Origin of the sequence: Bifidobacterium imperatoris, assembly GCF_002860405.1 — a bacterium.
Lineage (GTDB): Bacteria > Actinomycetota > Actinomycetes > Actinomycetales > Bifidobacteriaceae > Bifidobacterium > Bifidobacterium imperatoris.
The window spans coordinates 54,474-72,381 of record NZ_NMWV01000023.1 but is presented as its reverse complement, the minus strand read 5'-3'; the positions used below and the strand labels follow the sequence as shown (position 1 = coordinate 72,381).

Annotated in this window: 21 protein-coding genes; 17 read left to right on the top strand and 4 right to left on the bottom strand. The window is 60.4% G+C overall.

Annotated elements, in window-relative coordinates; translation table 11 throughout:
- Window positions 1–4 precede the first annotated feature (4 nt).
- The 8 genes from Tam1G_RS08295 (at window position 5) to Tam1G_RS11950 (ending at window position 6,186) form a co-directional block, all read left to right on the top strand.
- Window positions 5–340, top strand: coding sequence for a hypothetical protein (locus tag Tam1G_RS08295; protein ID WP_101626144.1), 336 nt, complete (start codon window positions 5–7; stop codon window positions 338–340).
- Window positions 337–702, top strand: coding sequence for a hypothetical protein (locus Tam1G_RS08290; protein ID WP_101626143.1), 366 nt, complete (start codon window positions 337–339; stop codon window positions 700–702). The genes Tam1G_RS08295 and Tam1G_RS08290 overlap by 4 nt, the downstream gene beginning before the upstream one ends.
- A 14-nt stretch (window positions 703–716) precedes the next feature.
- A complete protein-coding gene (locus Tam1G_RS08285; protein WP_101626142.1) occupies window positions 717–1,139 on the top strand; it encodes a hypothetical protein in 423 nt (140 codons plus the stop codon).
- Window positions 1,136–1,522, top strand: coding sequence for an HK97 gp10 family phage protein (locus tag Tam1G_RS08280; protein ID WP_101626141.1), 387 nt, complete (start codon window positions 1,136–1,138; stop codon window positions 1,520–1,522). The genes Tam1G_RS08285 and Tam1G_RS08280 overlap by 4 nt, the downstream gene beginning before the upstream one ends.
- Before the next feature lie 2 nt (window positions 1,523–1,524).
- Window positions 1,525–1,806 carry a hypothetical protein gene (locus Tam1G_RS08275; protein ID WP_242689591.1) on the top strand — a complete coding sequence of 94 codons (282 nt, stop codon included), beginning with the start codon at window positions 1,525–1,527 and terminating at the stop codon, window positions 1,804–1,806.
- Between the two features lie 159 nt (window positions 1,807–1,965).
- On the top strand, window positions 1,966–3,963 hold the full coding sequence (locus Tam1G_RS08270; protein ID WP_101626140.1) for a tape measure protein: 1,998 nt from the start codon (window positions 1,966–1,968) through the stop codon (window positions 3,961–3,963).
- Between the two features lies 1 nt (window position 3,964).
- A complete protein-coding gene (locus tag Tam1G_RS08265) occupies window positions 3,965–5,500 on the top strand; it encodes a hypothetical protein (protein WP_101626139.1) in 1,536 nt (511 codons plus the stop codon).
- Complete coding sequence (locus Tam1G_RS11950) at window positions 5,500–6,186, top strand: hypothetical protein (protein WP_242689592.1); 687 nt, start codon at window positions 5,500–5,502, stop codon at window positions 6,184–6,186. Before Tam1G_RS08265 ends, Tam1G_RS11950 begins: the two co-directional genes overlap by 1 nt.
- Here the strand turns inward: Tam1G_RS11950 and Tam1G_RS11675 are convergent.
- Window positions 6,183–6,332 carry a hypothetical protein gene (locus Tam1G_RS11675; RefSeq protein WP_165781959.1) on the bottom strand — a complete coding sequence of 50 codons (150 nt, stop codon included), beginning with the start codon at window positions 6,330–6,332 and terminating at the stop codon, window positions 6,183–6,185. The genes Tam1G_RS11950 and Tam1G_RS11675 overlap by 4 nt on opposite strands.
- Before the next feature lie 146 nt (window positions 6,333–6,478).
- On the opposite strand from Tam1G_RS11675, the gene Tam1G_RS08250 reads away from it, so the two are divergent.
- The 3 genes from Tam1G_RS08250 to Tam1G_RS08240 are packed head-to-tail and all read left to right on the top strand — an operon-like array spanning window position 6,479 to window position 7,892.
- A complete protein-coding gene (locus Tam1G_RS08250; RefSeq protein ID WP_101626137.1) occupies window positions 6,479–6,718 on the top strand; it encodes a hypothetical protein in 240 nt (79 codons plus the stop codon).
- A 10-nt stretch (window positions 6,719–6,728) separates the two neighbouring features.
- Window positions 6,729–7,622, top strand: a complete 894-nt coding sequence (locus Tam1G_RS08245; protein WP_101626136.1) for an N-acetylmuramoyl-L-alanine amidase — start codon at window positions 6,729–6,731, stop codon at window positions 7,620–7,622.
- Between the two features lie 3 nt (window positions 7,623–7,625).
- Complete coding sequence (locus tag Tam1G_RS08240; RefSeq protein ID WP_101626135.1) at window positions 7,626–7,892, top strand: phage holin; 267 nt, start codon at window positions 7,626–7,628, stop codon at window positions 7,890–7,892.
- A 1-nt stretch (window position 7,893) separates the two neighbouring features.
- Here Tam1G_RS08240 and Tam1G_RS08235 read toward each other — a convergent pair whose 3' ends face one another.
- Window positions 7,894–8,733 carry a tyrosine-type recombinase/integrase gene (locus tag Tam1G_RS08235; RefSeq protein WP_242689593.1) on the bottom strand — a complete coding sequence of 280 codons (840 nt, stop codon included), beginning with the start codon at window positions 8,731–8,733 and terminating at the stop codon, window positions 7,894–7,896.
- A 256-nt stretch (window positions 8,734–8,989) separates the two neighbouring features.
- On the opposite strand from Tam1G_RS08235, the gene rpmE reads away from it, so the two are divergent.
- From rpmE to prmC, 3 genes are all read left to right on the top strand, one after another.
- Window positions 8,990–9,202 carry a 50S ribosomal protein L31 gene (gene rpmE, locus Tam1G_RS08230; RefSeq protein ID WP_101626133.1) on the top strand — a complete coding sequence of 71 codons (213 nt, stop codon included), beginning with the start codon at window positions 8,990–8,992 and terminating at the stop codon, window positions 9,200–9,202.
- A 128-nt stretch (window positions 9,203–9,330) separates the two neighbouring features.
- On the top strand, window positions 9,331–10,419 hold the full coding sequence (prfA, locus tag Tam1G_RS08225) for a peptide chain release factor 1 (RefSeq protein WP_101626132.1): 1,089 nt from the start codon (window positions 9,331–9,333) through the stop codon (window positions 10,417–10,419).
- 161 nt (window positions 10,420–10,580) lie between these two features.
- The gene (gene prmC / locus Tam1G_RS08220; RefSeq protein ID WP_101626131.1) at window positions 10,581–11,462 is read left to right on the top strand and encodes a peptide chain release factor N(5)-glutamine methyltransferase; all 882 of its coding nucleotides are present in this window, start codon (window positions 10,581–10,583) and stop codon (window positions 11,460–11,462) included.
- Between the two features lie 219 nt (window positions 11,463–11,681).
- Here the strand turns inward: prmC and Tam1G_RS08215 are convergent, their stop codons facing one another.
- Window positions 11,682–12,353 (bottom strand): sugar O-acetyltransferase, encoded by a 672-nt coding sequence (locus Tam1G_RS08215; RefSeq protein WP_101626130.1) that lies wholly within the window; start codon window positions 12,351–12,353, stop codon window positions 11,682–11,684.
- Window positions 12,354–12,597: 244 nt separating this feature from the next.
- On the opposite strand from Tam1G_RS08215, the gene Tam1G_RS08210 reads away from it, so the two are divergent.
- From Tam1G_RS08210 to guaB, 3 genes are all read left to right on the top strand, one after another.
- Window positions 12,598–13,266: an L-threonylcarbamoyladenylate synthase gene (locus Tam1G_RS08210; protein WP_101626129.1), complete on the top strand. Its 669-nt coding sequence runs from the start codon at window positions 12,598–12,600 to the stop codon at window positions 13,264–13,266.
- Window positions 13,263–14,597, top strand: coding sequence for a glycosyltransferase family 4 protein (locus tag Tam1G_RS08205; protein ID WP_101626128.1), 1,335 nt, complete (start codon window positions 13,263–13,265; stop codon window positions 14,595–14,597). The genes Tam1G_RS08210 and Tam1G_RS08205 overlap by 4 nt, the downstream gene beginning before the upstream one ends.
- Before the next feature lie 102 nt (window positions 14,598–14,699).
- Window positions 14,700–16,250, top strand: a complete 1,551-nt coding sequence (gene guaB / locus Tam1G_RS08200) for an IMP dehydrogenase (protein ID WP_101626127.1) — start codon at window positions 14,700–14,702, stop codon at window positions 16,248–16,250.
- A gap of 210 nt (window positions 16,251–16,460) precedes the next feature.
- Here the strand turns inward: guaB and Tam1G_RS08195 are convergent, their stop codons facing one another.
- A complete protein-coding gene (locus Tam1G_RS08195) occupies window positions 16,461–17,810 on the bottom strand; it encodes an IS3 family transposase (protein ID WP_033891952.1) in 1,350 nt (449 codons plus the stop codon).
- Window positions 17,811–17,908: the final 98 nt, after the last annotated feature.

Sequence of the window (17,908 nt, the reverse complement as noted above, 5' to 3'; positions counted from 1 at the left end):
CATTATGAGCGATTCGGAGGAAGACCCGTTGACCGACCGGCTCGCCAAACTGGCCGGCACGCTGGACGTTGACGACAGGCCTGAGCTTTCGAGCATGCTCGAAACGGCTCGCGCCTACCTGAAACCGCACGTCACCGGCCATGAGATACCCACCCCGGTGATGGACGACGTGGTATTGACCGTGGGCCTCGACCTGTGGCAGGCCAAGGACGCGCGCAACGGCATCGTCGGTCTGACCGTGGACGGTGTGGAACCGTTCAGAATCAGCACCGACCCGTTGCGCGCCGCCTGGCCGAAACTCAGGGCGTTGGGCATACCAGCCGGAATGGGCGTGGCATGAACGACTACGAACAGGCCACCGCCGAGCTTTCGGACAAGCTCACCGGTTTGGGCGGGCTCGTCACCCAAGTGACCACAGACCCCGCATCGGTGAAACCCACTCCAGGCAAGGCCAGCGTCTGGATCGAACCACCGGACTACCAGTGGAACGGCTGGCACCCCATGCCGCCACAGCTCACGTTCCGCCTCATGGTCACGGCCGGCACGCCGACCACTCAGGCCAAGGGGCTTGACGTGATCCTCAACGTGCTGGACCTCATGCACCAGGCGAACATCCCCCTACGGTCAGCCGTTCCGGCAGGCTTCAACCTCGCCAACGCGGGCGAACTGGCCGCCTACGAAATCACTTTGAACCCAATCTAAGGAAAGGAACCATCATGGCAACCAAGACCCGTATTCTGGGGCCGGGCTCGTTCAAGATCACGGACGAGAAAAACCCAATGGATTTATCCGCCGACCTGACCAAGGCCCAGCTGAACCCCTCGAACTCCAGTGACGACCCGGTGAACTATCTCGACGGCTCGCAGGAAACGAACGTGACGACCTCATGGACGTTCGAGGGCACCGTGGGCGACGACTTCACCGAAGGCGGTCTCGCGACCTGGCTGTTCGACCATGCGGGCGAGACGTTGCCGGCCGAGTTCATCCCGAACAAGAACGGCGGCGTCAAATGGACGTTCGACGCGACCATCTCACCCGTGGCCATCGGCGGTGACGTGAAATCGAAGAACACGAATGATATCAGCTTCGCCATCACCAACGTGAAGCATGCCGCCTACACCCCCGCCACCGGCGCATGAGCAATGGTAAGGCGCTGATGGTCGTGGGCCAGAAGCGTTTCGTGCAGACCATGCGCAAGGCCGGCGCCGACCTGAAGGAACTCAAGGAAGTCAACCGGAAGGCGGCGAACGTGGCTTTGCCGGCCGTGCAGGCGCTCACCACGCGCGGCAAGACCGGCAGGCTCGCCAAAAGCGTTCGCGTGGGCGCGACCCAGAAGGCCGGCATCATCCGCGCCGGCCGCAAAGCCGTTCCCTACGCGGGCGTGATTAATTACGGTTGGCCGGCCAGGCATATCAAAGGCCGCCAGTTCGTGAACGACGGCGTGGCCCAGAGCGAGAGCCGCTGGCAACCCCTCTACAAGGAATTCATAGACAAGACCATGAGCCAGATCAAAGGAGCCTGAACATGACGGCAATCATGCCTTATTTCATCATCACCTATACGGATGGGCGCACCGAACGCCTTGACATGACGCCACGGGCCCGTTGCAAGGCCGAGGAACACGCGCAGGTCAACGGTTGGGGAAGCGTGCAGGACTCCCCGCAACGCATCAGTTACTACACCGCGTATGCGGCCTCACGCTTGAAGGGCACCACCACGCTCCCGTTTGACCAGTGGCTCGACACCGTGGCCGATATCGACTTCAAGCAACCGGGCGAGGTGGACGAGGAAAACCCTACCGACTAGCCGAGTGGCCCGAGGACAGTCTGGGCATGCTCTCGTTCCTGCTCGCCAACCGTTTCGGCGGCACGCCGTGGCAGTGGCGGAACGAGGCAAGCCCCCTGGACTGGGGCACCGGCATACGACTGCTAAACGAGGAGATGACCCGAATGGAGGAGGTGGAACATGGGTAAAAGCGCCATAATGTCGGTTAGAATCACCGGCAACAGCGACGACGCGGTGAAGGCGTTCGAGAAGGCCACCGCCAAAGCGTCCGCTTTCGGCTCGTTCATGGGCAACATCGCCGCCAAGGGCGTAAGCATGCTCTGGGACAAGCTCAAGGGATTCACCGGGGCCGTCATGGAGATGAGCGACAGCACCGACAAGTTCAAGAACACCATGAGCTTCGCCGGCATCGACACGGCCGCCGTGGACAAGGCCACCGCAGCCGCCCGTAAATACGCGGACGAAACCGTTTACGACCTGTCCACCATCCAGAACACCACCGCCCAGTTGGCGGCCAACGGCATCGGCGACTACACCGGCTTGACCGAAGCGGCCGGCAACCTCAACGCCGTGGCGGGCGGCAACGCCGAAACGTTCAAATCGGTGGCAATGGTCATGACCCAGACCGCCGGAGCCGGGAAACTGACGACGGAGAACTGGAACCAGCTCACCGACGCCATCCCCGGTGCGGCCGGCAGGTTGCAGGAAGCCATGCTGAAGGCCGGAGCCTACACCGGCAATTTCCGCGACGCAATGGAAGAAGGCGAGATAACCGCCGACGAATTCAACGCCGCGATAATGGAACTCGGCATGACCGACGTGGCCAAACAGGCCGCCACATCGACGCAGACGATGGAAGGCGCGTTGGGCAATCTCGAAGCCGCCGTGACCGGTGGGCTCACGGACGCCTTCAACCTCGTGAAACCAATGGTCACCTCCGCGATAGGAGGCGCGGCCGAGAAAATCACGGCGTTCTCTTCCAAGGCCACGAGCGCGCTCAAGGGCATCATCTCGCTTGTCAAGGATGGGACCTTTACCAGCGAGTTCGCGCAGGCGTTCAACGTCAGCGAGGACAGTGGCCTGGTCTCCGCGATCCTCACCATACGCGACACGGCAATAGGAGTGTTCGACGCGGTGAAATCGCGCGCCGATTCGGTAAAGGCCGGATTCGACAGCCTCACTCAAGGCGTGGGCGCTGTGCTGGGCCCCATAGTCCAGTTCGCGGCCGATACCTTCGGACTGACCGGCAATCTGGACGCGGGAGCCGACGCATCACGGACGTTCGGCGATATCCTCGACGCCATCGCCGATACGTTGGACGCGGCGGGAACATGGATGCAGGAAAACGCGCAATGGCTCGGCTCTCTCGTCGTCGGCATCGGCGGCGCGGTGGCCGCCTATCAGGCATGGCAGACGGCGATAGGCGTATGGCAGGCCGCCACCAAGCTCGCCACCGGCGTGCAGGCAGCGTTCAACCTCGTGATGAACGCCAACCCCATCATGCTCGTCATCACCGCCATAGCCGCATTGGTGGCCGCATTGGTGTGGTTCTTCACCCAGACCGAGACCGGCCGTCAGATATGGTCGAATTTCACCAACTGGCTAGGAACCTGCGTAAACAACATCATCGGCTTCTTCCAGGCACTGCCTGGAAGAATAGGAGCGTTCTTCAGCAACGCGGCGCAGTCCGTTACGAACACATGGAACAACGTGGTCGATTGGTTCCGTGGATTGCCGGGGCGCATCCTGAACGCGATAGGCAACGTGGGAAACACGCTCTACAATGCGGGCAAGAGCATTATTGACGGTTTCCTCAATGGTCTGAAGGCCGCATGGGACAACGTCACCGGATTCGTTGGCGGAATAGCCGACTGGATCAAGGAACATAAGGGACCGCCCAGCTACGACAAGATTCTATTGACAAACAACGGCCGCCTTATCATGCAAGGCTTCGCCAAAGGCCTCACCACCGGTTTCGACCGTGACGTGCGCCGCAGCATCGCCAGAATCAACGGCGGACTGGCCGGCATGAGCTTCGGCGTGCAAGCCGGCTTCGATGGCACGCCCTCCATCCAGCCCATGACGGTGAACATCACAGTCAACGGGGTATTGGACGGAGAAGACGCGGCGAAGCGCATACGCCAGGTATTGCGCGACTGGGACAGGAAGCGTTCATAACATGCAGAAACCCTACATGTTCATCGACTGGGGCGAAGGTTGGACAGGCCTCAACGACCCGCAACAGGATATAGCCGCGTTCAGCACATTCAGCATCGAATGGGGCGTGCAGAACATCGACAGCCAGCCGGACCCCTCCGTGATGACGTTCACCATACGCGACCGGAAAGGCTGGCTGACAGGCCACGCCATCACACTGGCCGGCGCGCGACTGCTCGTGCAGATCACCGAACAACCCACGTGGAACATGCTCACCACGGATATGGGCGCATGGGGCGCGCAGAAGAACCCACTAAGCCGTCTGCACTCCGCTTATTCGCCTTCCATACCCGGAACACCTGACAACACGGCCATAACCCTGTTCGACGGAATCATCGGCAACGGCGGCACCGCCACCGCCTACCGTGACGGCTGGAAACTCAAACTGAGCGCATCCGGCCGCCTGCTGCTGTGGAAACGATTGGCCAGCCAGGGGCCGACCTCGACGGACACGCGATGGAACGAACAGCATTGGGTCAACACCACCACAGCGGACAGGCTCAACGAGCTGAACAGGCGTGCCATCGAAGCCGGCGCGCCATCAGCAGACGCCACCGGACTCGAAACCACCGGCACCCCCGCATCCTACGGCGTGGACGAATACCCGACCCAATTGGACCTATTGCACCGGCTCTACGCGCATCATCCGGAACTACCATTGTGGTACGAGGTGCCGCACAAGGATGCAAGCCGCGTGGAATACACGCCGTTGAACAGTCCCGTCACCATCGGCGTGACCGTTGAAGGCGTGATGACCGTCAACGAAACCCCCGCCATCAGCGCCAAGCTCGTGGAAACCGATGACGAACAAGGCCTGACCATCCCGGAACCCGTGACCCAACTCGTGATTAAGGGAAAGAAGGCCACGGCCGACGATAAAGGCGTGCTAGGTTTCGAGGAAGCGGAAGCCACGCTAACGGATCAGAACCGACTGCCCGCCAACCTGACCGCCACCCAGTCCAGCATCACCCTCGAAAGTGATATGACGTTGCAGGACGACAGCGGTGGCGTGTTCACCCGAGCGGGCGGCGCCACCTGGAAACCATCGGATACCGACCGGCAGCAGACGGCCATCTGGATTGAAACCAAGGACCGGCGACTTACACCCGACACCATCGTGTTCGACGGGCGGCGCATAGACCCCGCAGAGCACCCGGAACTTTACCTGACCTCACCACCGGGCCCACTCATATTCCAGGGCATGCGAAGCGGCCAGCTCACCGACGAATCGAACAGGCCGGCCACAGGCGGCGCATACACCGCCATCGGCGGCACGCTCACGTTCGACTGGCAGGACTCCACGCCAGTCCTCAGAAACGAAGTCACCCTATGGCCGCTACCACTCGTCCAAACGGATTCATCCACATGGGCCGACCTGAAGGCATGGCCCGCCACATGGGCTGAAACCGTCATGAGCTTGGCCGAACTCGGCTTGATACACGACTTCGAACAGCCGAAACCACTCGACCAACCAAACTGGGAAGGACAACAACAGTAATGAAGACGACACCCATTTACGGCATCCCCTATCTCGAAGGCAATGACCTTGTATCCGCCGCGCCGGAACAATTCGCCAAAATGGCCAACGGCGTGGAAACCGCATTGAACGAGGTGGACAACCGCAACACCCCCGAAGGCGTGAAACCCGTCATCGCCACCACCCTGGAGACACTGGCCGGACTCAAAGGCACCACAGGCCAAACCGGCTACGTGACCGCAGACCCCACCGAATCAAACAACGGACCATATTATTGGAACGGTTCGGCATGGCTCCCCTACGCCACCAGCGCAATGCTCGACACCCTCAAAAACCAGCTAACGCAGGATTACAGGTCCGCGAAATTCAAAATGCAGAACACCGGATCGTTCGCCCCCGACTTATATGGCGGCGCAAATGAAATACTCGTGAACCCGACACTGGGGTTGATTCATGTGAACCTCACCGGCTTCAGAAGCACCGTTACAGTAGGCAATTACCCGGTGTTCCTGTATTCGTCGGGCGTGAAACCATCAGCGCCCGTGCCGTTGGGGTGTTTATGGGCGATACAGTCCGGGAATTTCGGCAAGCAGGCCACATGGGGCACGGACGGGAATATCACCGTGATCGGTTCCTTGACGAATGGAGACCGTTGCATTCACACGCCGTGCACCCTACCGATACCGGCCGGCGTCACCTTCAGTTAGGCGAATTCACCCCACGCGATGGCATACACGAAACCGTCAATCTGATTGGCGACTTCCCCCACGTTCTTAATATTCAAAACACAGCCGTCCGTAGTCCAGTCGGTTATCGAGCAGGAATACAGATTGTCATTTGCATACCATCCCACGATTTGCGGCTTGCTTTTGAATTTCCTGGGCCATGTCAGGCTATGCCTCACGGTCTGGTTCGGCTGCAAAACACGTGCGACTACACCGCCTTTGACCTCTTGGAACCCGTAACCCTGCGAACCACGACCTTAAGAAAAGAGAACACATGAGCGAAAACGTTTTGGTGGCAATAGTCGGTGTCATCGGCATCGTGCTTGGAGCATTCGCCCAGCAGCTCGTCACCGCCGCACGCGACCGCATGGAAGCCTACCGGCTGGCCCAGCAGATGCAGGCCGACAACGCGCTCTTATGGCAATGGAACCGCCAGCTGGTGGACGCCATTTACAGGCGCGCGCCACCGCCACCACCGGAACCACCCGAAGGCCTCTTCAACCACGACGACTGAAAGGAGCAACATGGTCGGCTATTCAAAGGCCTTATGGAAAGGAAGCCCGAACCATTACAACGGGCGCAACGGCTACAAGGTCACCCATATCACCCTGCACATCATGGTCGGCAGCCTCGAAGGAACCAACGCATGTTTCCAACGACCCAGCTACAGGGCATCCAGCACCTACGGCGTAGGAACGGACGGCACGATCTACCAATGGGTGGACGAAGCTAACGGCGCATGGTGCGACGCGAACATGGCAAGCGATTGTTCGGGCATCAGCATCGAGCACGCTGGTGGCATCGCCGGCATCGCCCCGACCGCCGCCGAATACGAGGCATCCGCGCGACTTTGCGCGGACATCGCACGCCGCTACGGCTGGACGAAACTATGGCACGACGAGACGGGCGGACGACGCGGAAACATCGTGCTTCACAGGGAAGTGCCGGGCACCACTCATGCCGGTTGCCCCGACAGAACCATCAACGGTTTGGACGTGGCCCGCGTCATCACCAGGGCAAACCAACTATTGAACGGCGGTACAACCCCAAGGAAAGGAAACGACATGGCAGAAATGCTTTTCAACGACCTCGACACAGGAAAGGTCTACTACTGGAACATCCTCACCGGAATCAAATACATCGGAGTACCTGACCAGTTGACGGTCCTCAAGAAGGCGGGCGTGCCGGAAATGGAGACCAGCAGCAAGGGGCCGTGGATGACCAGGGCGGCGGAAATCACCGACAACACGCTGGCATCCATCAAGACGACCGAAGCGGCGCAATCGGCGGCAATCGACGCACTCAGCAAGTCAATGGGGGCCGACCCCGGCGAAATCGCCAAGATCGTGCAGGACGCGGTGAAGTCAAAACTCTCTTCGCTGGAAATCAGCATGACCGCCACCGAAAAGAAAGGCTGAACAATGAAGGAATACGAGGAACAGGTGGAAGGCGGGGACCAGCGCACTCCGGGCGTGAGCGCAGCAACCATCGCACGCTTCGCCGTGCTGCTGCTGGGTCTTGTCAACGCGGCATTGGTCATGTTCGGCGTTGACACCATCCCCATCGCGGACGACACCATCAACCAGCTGGTGGCGTTGATGTGGAATATTGGCGCGGCGCTCTGGGCATGGTGGAAGGACAACCCCATCAGTGCCAAGTCCCGCGCCCAGCACGCGATTAAATGGTGAATCACACCGCCAACGCGGCTACCATGCCTCTCAGATGTTCGGGAGGCATGGCCACATACCTTTGCGTAGTCGCCACGCTCGTATGACCCAACAGGGCGCACACGGCGAGTAGATCGCGTGTCTGCACATAGGCGCGCGTGGCCGCGCGGTGGCGCAGACTATGGGTGGAATAACCCTCTGGCAGGCGACGGCTGATTATCTTTCCCACGCGCTCCGGTCGGATATGGCTCTTGCCGCCGTCGTTCCGGGAAGGGAACAGCCAGCCGTCACCGGCCTTGGTTATAAGGTCGGCAAGCTCGGAAGTCAACGGTATGAGCCGCTGCTTGTTTCCCTTGCCGTTCACTATCAGGCAGCGTTCCCCCAACACGTCCGTCATTACGTCGGTGCCGCGTATCTGGGCTATCTCGCTACGCCTGAGAGCCAACTCGGCTCCAAGTCTCACCATGAGCGCGTCGCGTTCACTCATTCCCTCCATCGCCATCCGTATACCGGCATCGGGGCACGGGTGCGGATGAGGGCGCGAACCGGCGATATGCGGCAATTTTGCAGCAGGGTCTTCATCGATGAAGCCGTGATCGTGCATCCATTCGAAATATCCGGTCAACGTTGCCCGAATGCCCTTGCGCGTCTCCGCTGCCAGATGCTCGCGGCCCATCCATGCTTCACAGTCGGTGCGAGTGACCTTTTCCGGTGGTTTCTCAACCCAGCGTGCGAAGCCGGCAAGTTTTCTTTTTCTTGTTTCAATGGTTGTGGCGGCGCGTCCGCACGCCGTCAGATAGACCAGCCATTGCTCTGCGGTTTCCTTCCACGAGTCTGGCCACGGTTGTGGTTGCATTCTCATATTGACCACCTCCCTTGTGGTCATCTGAATGTAGGACCACTCAGGCTGCTAAGGTGAACAGTCGAAAAAATGCGCGGCCGCGCAGGGGCTTGGACCCTGGACCGAGGCCGCCCGGTCCAGGGTCCAAGCCCCTGCGGCCCCACTCATTCTCACTCGTATACGTCCATGTACGAGAGTAACATCTTTCAGGTTCCGGTTCACGCTATGCCATAGGGGCATTGCGACCCGGGTCCCCCGAATCCATAGGAGACGTAAAATGCAGCAGGGTATTCATCCTGATTATCACCTGGTTGAGGTGACTTGCTCATGCGGCAACACTTTCGTGACCCGCACCGCTGGCAAGGAAGACCACATGTTCGTTGACGTGTGCTCTCAGTGCCACCCGTTCTACACCGGCAAGCAGAAGATTCTCGACACCGGTGGTCGTGTTGCTCGCTTCGAGAAGCGCTACGGCAAGAAGAGCAAGTAGCATACTTCACGCCAGTCCGCTCGGTCGGCATGCTTCGGCATGCTCTCCTAAGGACTGGCGTTTTTGTATCTATGCGCATGTGAAACGCGCATGCAAGACAGTAATTGTTGACTTTGGAAAGAAACGTAATGGCAGACGAACAATTCCCAGCGGCTGCGACCGCGCTTGAGGAGTACCAGACCATCGAAGAACAGATGGCAAGTCCTGAGATTGTGTCCAATCCCGACAAACTGCGTAAGCTGGGCCGTCGTCATGCCGAACTTGGCTCCATCGTGAGCGCTTATAAGGCATGGCTGCAAATCAAGGATGATTTGGAAGCCGCTCAGGAGATGGCAAGTGAAGATGCGGACTTTGCCGAGGAAGCCAAGCGGTTGGAAGGCGAACTGCCGGCCGCCGAGGAAAAGCTTAGGACCGCATTGATTCCACGCGATCCCGATGACGCCCGCGACACCATCATGGAAATCAAGGCTGGTACCGGTGGTGAGGAAGCGGCACTGTTCGCCGGAGACCTGCTGCGCATGTACACGCGTTACGCGGAAAAGCGCGGTTGGACCGTGAACATTCAGTCTGAAAACACCACTGAGCTTGGTGGTGTCAAGGACGTGCAGATTGCCATTCGCGCCAAGGGCACTCCGGCTCCGGAAGACGGTGTATGGGCCTCAATGAAGTATGAAGGCGGTGTGCACCGCGTGCAGCGAGTGCCTGTCACCGAATCGCAGGGCCGCATCCAGACCTCCGCCGCTGGCGTGATTGTGTTCCCGGAAGCCGACGAAGACGATGACGAGATTGAAATCGATCCGAAGGATCTGAAGATTGATATCTTCATGAGTTCCGGTCCTGGCGGCCAGTCGGTGAACACCACTTATTCCGCTGTGCGTATGACGCATATTCCGACCGGCATCGTGGTGAGCATGCAGGATGAGAAGTCCCAGATTCAAAACCGTGCCGCCGCATTGCGAGTACTGAAGAGCCGCCTGCTGGCCATGAAGCATGAGCAGGAGGCCGCCGAAGCTGCGGATATGCGTCATTCCCAGGTGCGCTCGCTGGACCGTTCGGAGCGCATCCGCACCTACAATTTCCCGGAAAACCGTATCGTCGATCACCGCACCAACTACAAGGCATACAACTTGGATGCTGTGCTGGATGGTGATTTGCAGGCCGTTATCGACTCGGATATTCAGGCCGACGAAGCTGATCGTCTCGCAAATCAGCAGTAGGTTTCATTGATTCAATAACGTGGCTTGGCCGGAGCTGGCTGGGACATATGATGTTCGACACACTCAAGGCCGTTCGGCCAAGCCTACGGTCTCACATCACATGTCCCAGCCAGCCCCTCCTTTATGTTGAAACAATTGGATTGCGGTCGGATAGGGAGACAATGGCAACCGTAGATAGCGTGATTCGGGACGCAGGTGTGCAGCTGCGCGAGGCCGGCATCGAGACGCCGGACCATGATGCGAAGCTGCTGTTGGCTGAAGCCGCTGGCATGGAATTGCGCGATATCGATAAGGCTCTGTTGATGGGGGAGACCATCAGCTTCGATGATGCGCGGTTCCGGGCGATGCTCGAGCGCCGAGCCAAGCGTGAGCCGTTGCAATATATTGTGGGCCACGCACCGTTCCGTTATCTCGATCTTGAAGTGGGTCCCGGCGTGTTCATCCCGCGGCCAGAGACCGAAACCGTGGTGCAAGCAGGGCTTGATTGGATAACCCAACATGGGCTCATGCATCCGCGAGTGGTTGATTTATGTGCTGGATCCGGCGCGATTGGGCTTGCCGTGGTCAGCGAAGTACCAGGCAGCCAAGTATGGGCCGTGGAACTTTCCCCGCACACCGCCGAATGGACGCAGCATAACCTTGCGCGCACAGCCAAGCGGTATCCATCCATCGCGTCGAACTATCAGCTGGAAATTGGTGATGCTACATCACTGGCGACTTTGGCCCAGCTGGACGGCACTGTGGATATGGTCATCACCAATCCGCCGTATATTCCGCAAGCTGATGTTCCCGAGCAGCCGGAAGTTCGTGACTGGGATCCGGAATTGGCGCTGTATGGTGGTTCCGCGGATGGCACTTTGATTCCGGAACGAATCATCGAACGTGCGTATCGACTGCTGAAGGCGGATGGAGCGCTGGTTATGGAGCACGACATCAGCCAAGGCGACCGGCTTGTGGCTTACGCACGAGCTACTGGGTTTGTCAATGCTTCCACTGGTAAGGATTGGACCGGACGCGATCGGTACCTGTTCGCGGAAAAGTAGTTGATTCCTTATGATTTGTGGGACGCAATTGCATTATCGCCTGAATCGCAATTGCATCCCGCAAATCCGCAGTCACATCTCACGGGCTCACTAGAGGAATCGTTGGAAATCCGCCATTTTTGCATAAATGGCAATAAGCATTGCGCTATAGAAGTGGGATGCAATTGCATTTGCGCCGAAATTGCAGTTGCATCCCACGATTTCCGATGATTACATCATTCACTGTGCGTAATACTGCAGAACAGACGCGTCCTTATCAGTGATTTCCTTGATTGGGCGGGCGGGATTACCCACTGCCACCGTGTGCGGCGGAATATCGCGCGTCACCACCGATCCGGCGCCGATCACGCAGCCTTCGCCAATCGTCACGCCGCCGATTACCGTCACATTGCCGCCGAACCAGCAGTTGGAGCCAATCACAATCGGCTTGCCGTATTCATAGTCGTACATCGAACCGTCAGGAGCCTGTCGCACATTGCGATCCTGCCAGCGCAGCGGATGCATCGGCGGCAGCAGAGAGACATTCGGGCCGAACAGCACATCATCGCCGATGGTCACCGGATTGCAGTCAAGCACGGTGAAATTGAAATTGGCGAACACGCGCTCTCCGATGGTGGTGTTGCAGCCGTAGTCGAAGAAAATCGGGCCAAGCACATCTAGCCCCTTGCCGTGGCCGGGAAGCAGCTCGTCGAGGATTGCGGCTCGAGTGGCATGATCGGCGCGGGAGGTGGCGTTGAACCGGGTGCACAGATCGGCGGCCTTGTCGCGCAGGGCGACCAGCTCAGGGTCGGCCGGATTATACAGTTTGCCGGCCAGCATCTCCTCACGCTCGCTGGCACGCGGCAGACGCGGCTCGACGGGAGGCAGTTCGGTTGCGGTTGCGATGCTCATGGGACACTCCTTCAACACCAGTTCGACAATGGCCATCACAAAGCCTATGCGTCAACCATAATCGTCGCTCGCCATAGACACGGGACTGGTATCAGGAAATGTGAGGAGGAAAGAACACGGGCATATGGGATGGATGCAGATGTAAGGATGAGGTTCGTGGTCTCGCCACTTGACGCACGTCGTGGTGCGATGATGCAATAGTGGATTGTTGGTTATGACAAGTGAACGGAGATGGCGAACAGCTATGGGGTCTGCACAGGCGTTGAAGATCACGGATGAATCACTGGCGCAGGCGGCGCGCGTTGTGCGCGAAGGCGGAGTGATCGTCATCCCCACGGACACCGTATACGGTGTGGCCTGCGATCCGCGCAACCGGGAAGTCATCTCGCGCATCTACGAACTCAAGCATCGCCCACGATACAAGGCGTTGCAGGTGTTGCTGTCGTCCATCGACCAGCTTGACGAGCTCGGCCTCGACCTGCCTTCGCCCCTGAACCGGCTGTCCGCCGCGTTCCTGCCCGGCGCGTTCTCGCCGATTGCGGTGGGCCGCCCCGACTGCACGCTGGCGACATTGGCCGACACCGCCGATGGCCGCCCGGGCACTCAGGGCATTCGCATCCCCAACTCCCAGCTGTGCCTTGAGATTCTGAACGCCACCGGTCCGCTCGCCGCATCCAGCGCGAACCGTTCCGGTGAGGAAAGCGCGCAAAGCGTGGACGAGGCCATTGCAGCGTTCGGTGATGAGATCGACCTGTATCTGGACGGCGGCTCCACGCCGGGGCACGTTTCCAGCACTGTGGTGAAAGCCGACCCATATGGCCGGGACGGCATCGAAATCCTGCGTGAAGGAGTCATTGCGCAAAGCCTGATCCGCAAGGCCCTTCACCTGAACGGCGGAGGACTGGGCGCGTGAGAATCTATCTGCTGATTGCTGCCATTGCCGGTGGCGTCACTTGGCTGGTGACGCCGCTGATCCGACATGTCGCCATTGAAATCGGCGCCGTGGGAGAGGTACGTGCACGTGACGTGCATACCATTCCGACCCCGCGCATGGGCGGCCTCGCCATGCTGATCGGCTTCACCGTGGCCACGATCTTCGCCAGCAAGACCATGTTCCTTTCAGGGCTGTTCACCGGCAACTACCAGATGTGGGTGATTCTCGCCGGAGGCATCATGATCAGCCTGCTCGGCATGGCGGACGACCTGTGGGATCTCGATTGGATGCTGAAGCTCGCCGGCCAGCTGCTCATATCCGTGTTCGTGGCATGGGGCGGTCTGCAGATCATATCGTTGCCGTTCGGCGGCTCTCTGGTCACCGCTTCGCCGAGCCTGTCCATGGCGATCACCGCATTCCTCATCGTGGCGTCCATCAACGCCGTGAACTTCGTGGACGGTCTGGATGGCCTGGCCTCGGGCATCGTGGCCATCGGCGGCATCGCATTCGCCATCTACTCCTACATCATCGCCCGGTATTCGCCCAGCTACGCTTCGCTGGCCACGCTGATCGATGTGATGATGGTCGGCATCTGTGTGGGCTTCATTCTGCACAACTGGCATCCCGCCAAACTCTTCATGGGCGATTCCGGTTCGATGTTGCTCGGCTACCTCATCACCTGCGCCTCGATTGTGATGACCGGGCGACTGGATCCCGCATCCATCCACGCCAGCATCTATCTGCCGGTGTTCATGCCTATCCTGTTGCCGATTCTGGTGCTGTTCCTGCCTGTGCTCGACATGTGCCTGGCCATCGTGCGGCGTCTTGCCAAAGGGCAGTCCCCGATGCATCCGGATCGCATGCACTTGCATCACCGCATGCTGCGCATCGGCCATTCGGTGCGCGGCGCCGTGCTCATCCTGTGGGGATGGGCGGCGCTGATCGCATTCGGTTCGCTGATGATCCTGTTCTTCAAGGCCCAGTATGTGCTCATCGGCATGGCCATCGCCGTGGTGCTGCTGACCGTGGCGACGATGTACCCCTACCTCAAGCATCGCATTCCTGAGATGCAGGCCGAAAACCGGGCGATGGAGGCGGTACGCGAGGGCGCGCAGCATGCGTCCATGCCGGTCGCTCATGCGGCTCGTGAGGAGACTGGCCGTGAAGGTGCTGGTTCGGACGCGGCTCGTGATGGTGCCGCTCGTGATGGCGCGGCTCGCGAGCCTGGACAGGAACTTGCTTCGGAATCCGCCCAGAATGCAGGGCGCGAGGCCGAAAGCCCGGCTTCGCAACCACGGCGTGACGCGTGAAAGCTGATCGGTGAGGGTCATAACCGCTGGTTATGACCCTTTATTGTGACCGCTAACGGTAGTGTGTCGCGCGAGGTCAGCGCATGTTCATATAGTGTTTACATGGCTACAAACCTTGATGAATTGAACGCCCAGTCGGCGTATGCCCCACTTCCCCCGATTTTCGCCAAGCTCGGCCTTGCCTATGATGATGTGCTTCTGCTGCCGAACGAGACGGATGTGATTCCTTCCGAGGTGGATACCAGCACCCACCTGACCCGCAAGATCACGATGAAGGCTCCGGTGCTCTCCGCAGCCATGGATACCGTAACCGAGTCCGAGATGGCCATCGCCATGGCCCGTAACGGCGGTATCGGCGTGCTGCATCGCAACCTCTCCATCGACGACCAGGCCGCTCAGGTCGATGTGGTCAAGCGTTCCGAATCCGGTATGATCACCGACCCGCTGACCGTGAACCCGGAAGTCACCCTTGCCGATCTCGACAAGCTGTGCGGCAAGTTCCACATCTCCGGTCTGCCGGTGGTCGACAAGGACAACAAGCTCGTCGGCATCATCACCAACCGTGATATGCGCTTCATCGCCTCCGAGGATTACGACACCCTCAAGGTCAAGGACGTCATGACCAAGGAGAACCTGGTCACCGGCCCGTCCGACATCTCCAAGGACGACGCCCACCGTCTGCTCGCCCAGCACAAGGTGGAGAAGCTGCCGCTGGTCGACTCCGAAGGCCACCTGACCGGCCTGATCACCGTGAAGGACTTCGTCAAGACCGAGCAGTACCCGGACGCCACCAAGGATGAGCAGGGTCGTCTGCGCGTGGCCGCCGGCGTCGGCTTCCTCGGTGACGCATGGCAGCGCGCCTCCGCTCTGATGGAGGCCGGCGTGGACGTGCTCGTGGTCGACACCGCCAACGGCGAGGCTCGCCTGGCTCTGGACATGATCTCCCGTCTGAAGCATGACTCCGCATTCGACAATGTCCAGATCATCGGCGGCAACGTCGGCACTCGTTCCGGCGCCCAGGCCATGATCGACGCCGGCGCCGACGCCGTCAAGGTCGGCATCGGACCCGGCTCCATCTGCACCACCCGCGTGGTCGCCGGCGTTGGCGTGCCACAGCTCACCGCCGTGTACGAGGCCGCTCAGGCCTGCCGTGCCGCCGGTGTGCCGTGCATCGCCGATGGTGGCATCCACTACTCCGGCGATATCGCCAAGGCTCTGGTGGCCGGCGCATCCTCCGTGATGCTCGGCGGCGCGCTCGCCGGCTGCGAGGAGGCTCCGGGCGAGAAGGTGCTCCTCCACGGCAAGCAGTACAAGCTGTACCGTGGCATGGGCTCCCTCGGCGCCATGGCTCCGCGCGGCAAGAAGTCCTACTCCAAGGACCGCTACTTCCAGGCCGACGTGACCTCCAGCGACAAGGTCGTGCCGGAAGGCGTGGAAGGCGAAGTGCCGTACCGCGGCCCGCTCAACGCCGTGCTCTACCAGATGCTCGGCGGCCTGCACCAGTCCATGTTCTACATCGGCGCCCACAACATCGCCGAAATGCCGGAACGCGGCAAGTTCATCCGCATCACCGACGCCGGTCTGCGCGAATCCCACCCGCACGACATCGTGATGACCGCGGAAGCTCCGAACTACTCCGGTTTCCACAACTGATCTGATTCCTGACTTGGGTCAGGGTTGATTACTGCTGAAAGGGCTCGCTGATGCGGGCCCTTTTCGCGTATATCCCTTGGATTCACATCAAATACATGGATCGTGTGGATTGCGTTGCTTACGTGGATTACATGGATTGACTGTAGGAAATTGAACAGTCACTGTAGGAAAATCCCCTTTGAGGGGGGTGCGGATGTTTTTTTTGGACGGCTAGGCGGCCAGTCCAAGGTGTCTACGGTATTGCACCGGGCTCATCCAGCCCAATGACTTCTTGATTCTGGTCTCATTGTAGTGGGTGAGATAGGCGGTGAGGCGACGGCGGAACTCGTCGTAGTCCACGCCCTTCCAATCACGCCCGTGGTAGAACTCGTTCTTGAGCCTGCCGAAGAACCCCTCCGCGGCCGCGTTGTCCGGACTGCAGCCCTTCGCGCTCATCGACCTGGTCAGCCCGTTCTCCTCGCATATCGCGATCCATCCGGGCCACCGGTAGTGGCAGCCACGGTCCGAGTGCACGACCGGACGCTCGCCGTCCCCGAGCGTGGCGACGGCGTCCAGAAGCATCCGGTTCGCCATGCCGGCGTCCGGCGAACGCGACAGCGTCCAGGAGACCACCATCCCGTCGAAGCAGTCGACCACCGGGGAAAGCCAGCACTTGTACCCGTCCATGGTGAACCGGGTGACGTCCGTGACCCACAGCCGGTTCGGCGCATCGGCGTGGAAGTCGCGTTCCACGAGGTTCGCGGGCGCCTCGCCCACCTCGCCGGCATAGGAGCTCCAACGTTTCGGACGCTTCAGATACACGGGCCTGAGGTCCTCCTCGCGCATGATCCGGCGCACGACCTTCTCCGAGACGACGAGCGGGTCCTCCCCGTCCAGGCGCAGCATCCGGTGGATGCGCCGATAGCCCCACACGCGGCCGCCGTCCTCGAACAGGCGGCGGATCCGCCCCCGGAGAGCGGCGCACCCGTCGCCAGCGGCGACGGCGCCACGCCCGTGGTAGTACGTGCTGCGCTTCAGACCCACGGCCTCCAGAGCGCGGGCCAGACCGAACTCACCCCTGATCGCGTCGACGACCCGCGTCCTCTCCCCGTTCGTCAGCGTGGACGGGTCGAGGAGCGGGCCGTCGGCTTTTAAAACCCTGATCGTCTCCCTCATCACCGCGTTCTCCAGCCTGAGGTCCTCCACCCGGCGGCGCAGCGCCTCCACATCCTCCGCGCCGGCCACGCCGCCATGCCGTCCCACCGCCATCGTCGCACCGCCTTCCACGCGATACCCGCAGGCCCACGCACACACGCTCGACGGCGTGCATCCCACCGCCGCGGCGACCGCCTTCACGTCGCCGGTCTCCATGAGCATGCGAACGGCCTTCAACCTGGTCTCAAGCGTATACGTCGCCCCGTACCCGCCGGGGACCGGCGGACGATACCGGGCATCGGCGCGAATCCACGCATAGACCGTGGCCCGCACGGGCATGCCCTCCATCGCGGCTATCGCACGCACGCTCAACCCATCCACGAAATGCAGATCAAGGGCACGCGACCTCAACTCCTGCGGATACATCACGGACTCCAATCCGGACGCCCAAGCGTCCAACTTTTCGTCCGCACCCCCTGACTGTAGGTTTTCCAACGAAATATGCTCAAAAACCTACAGTCAGC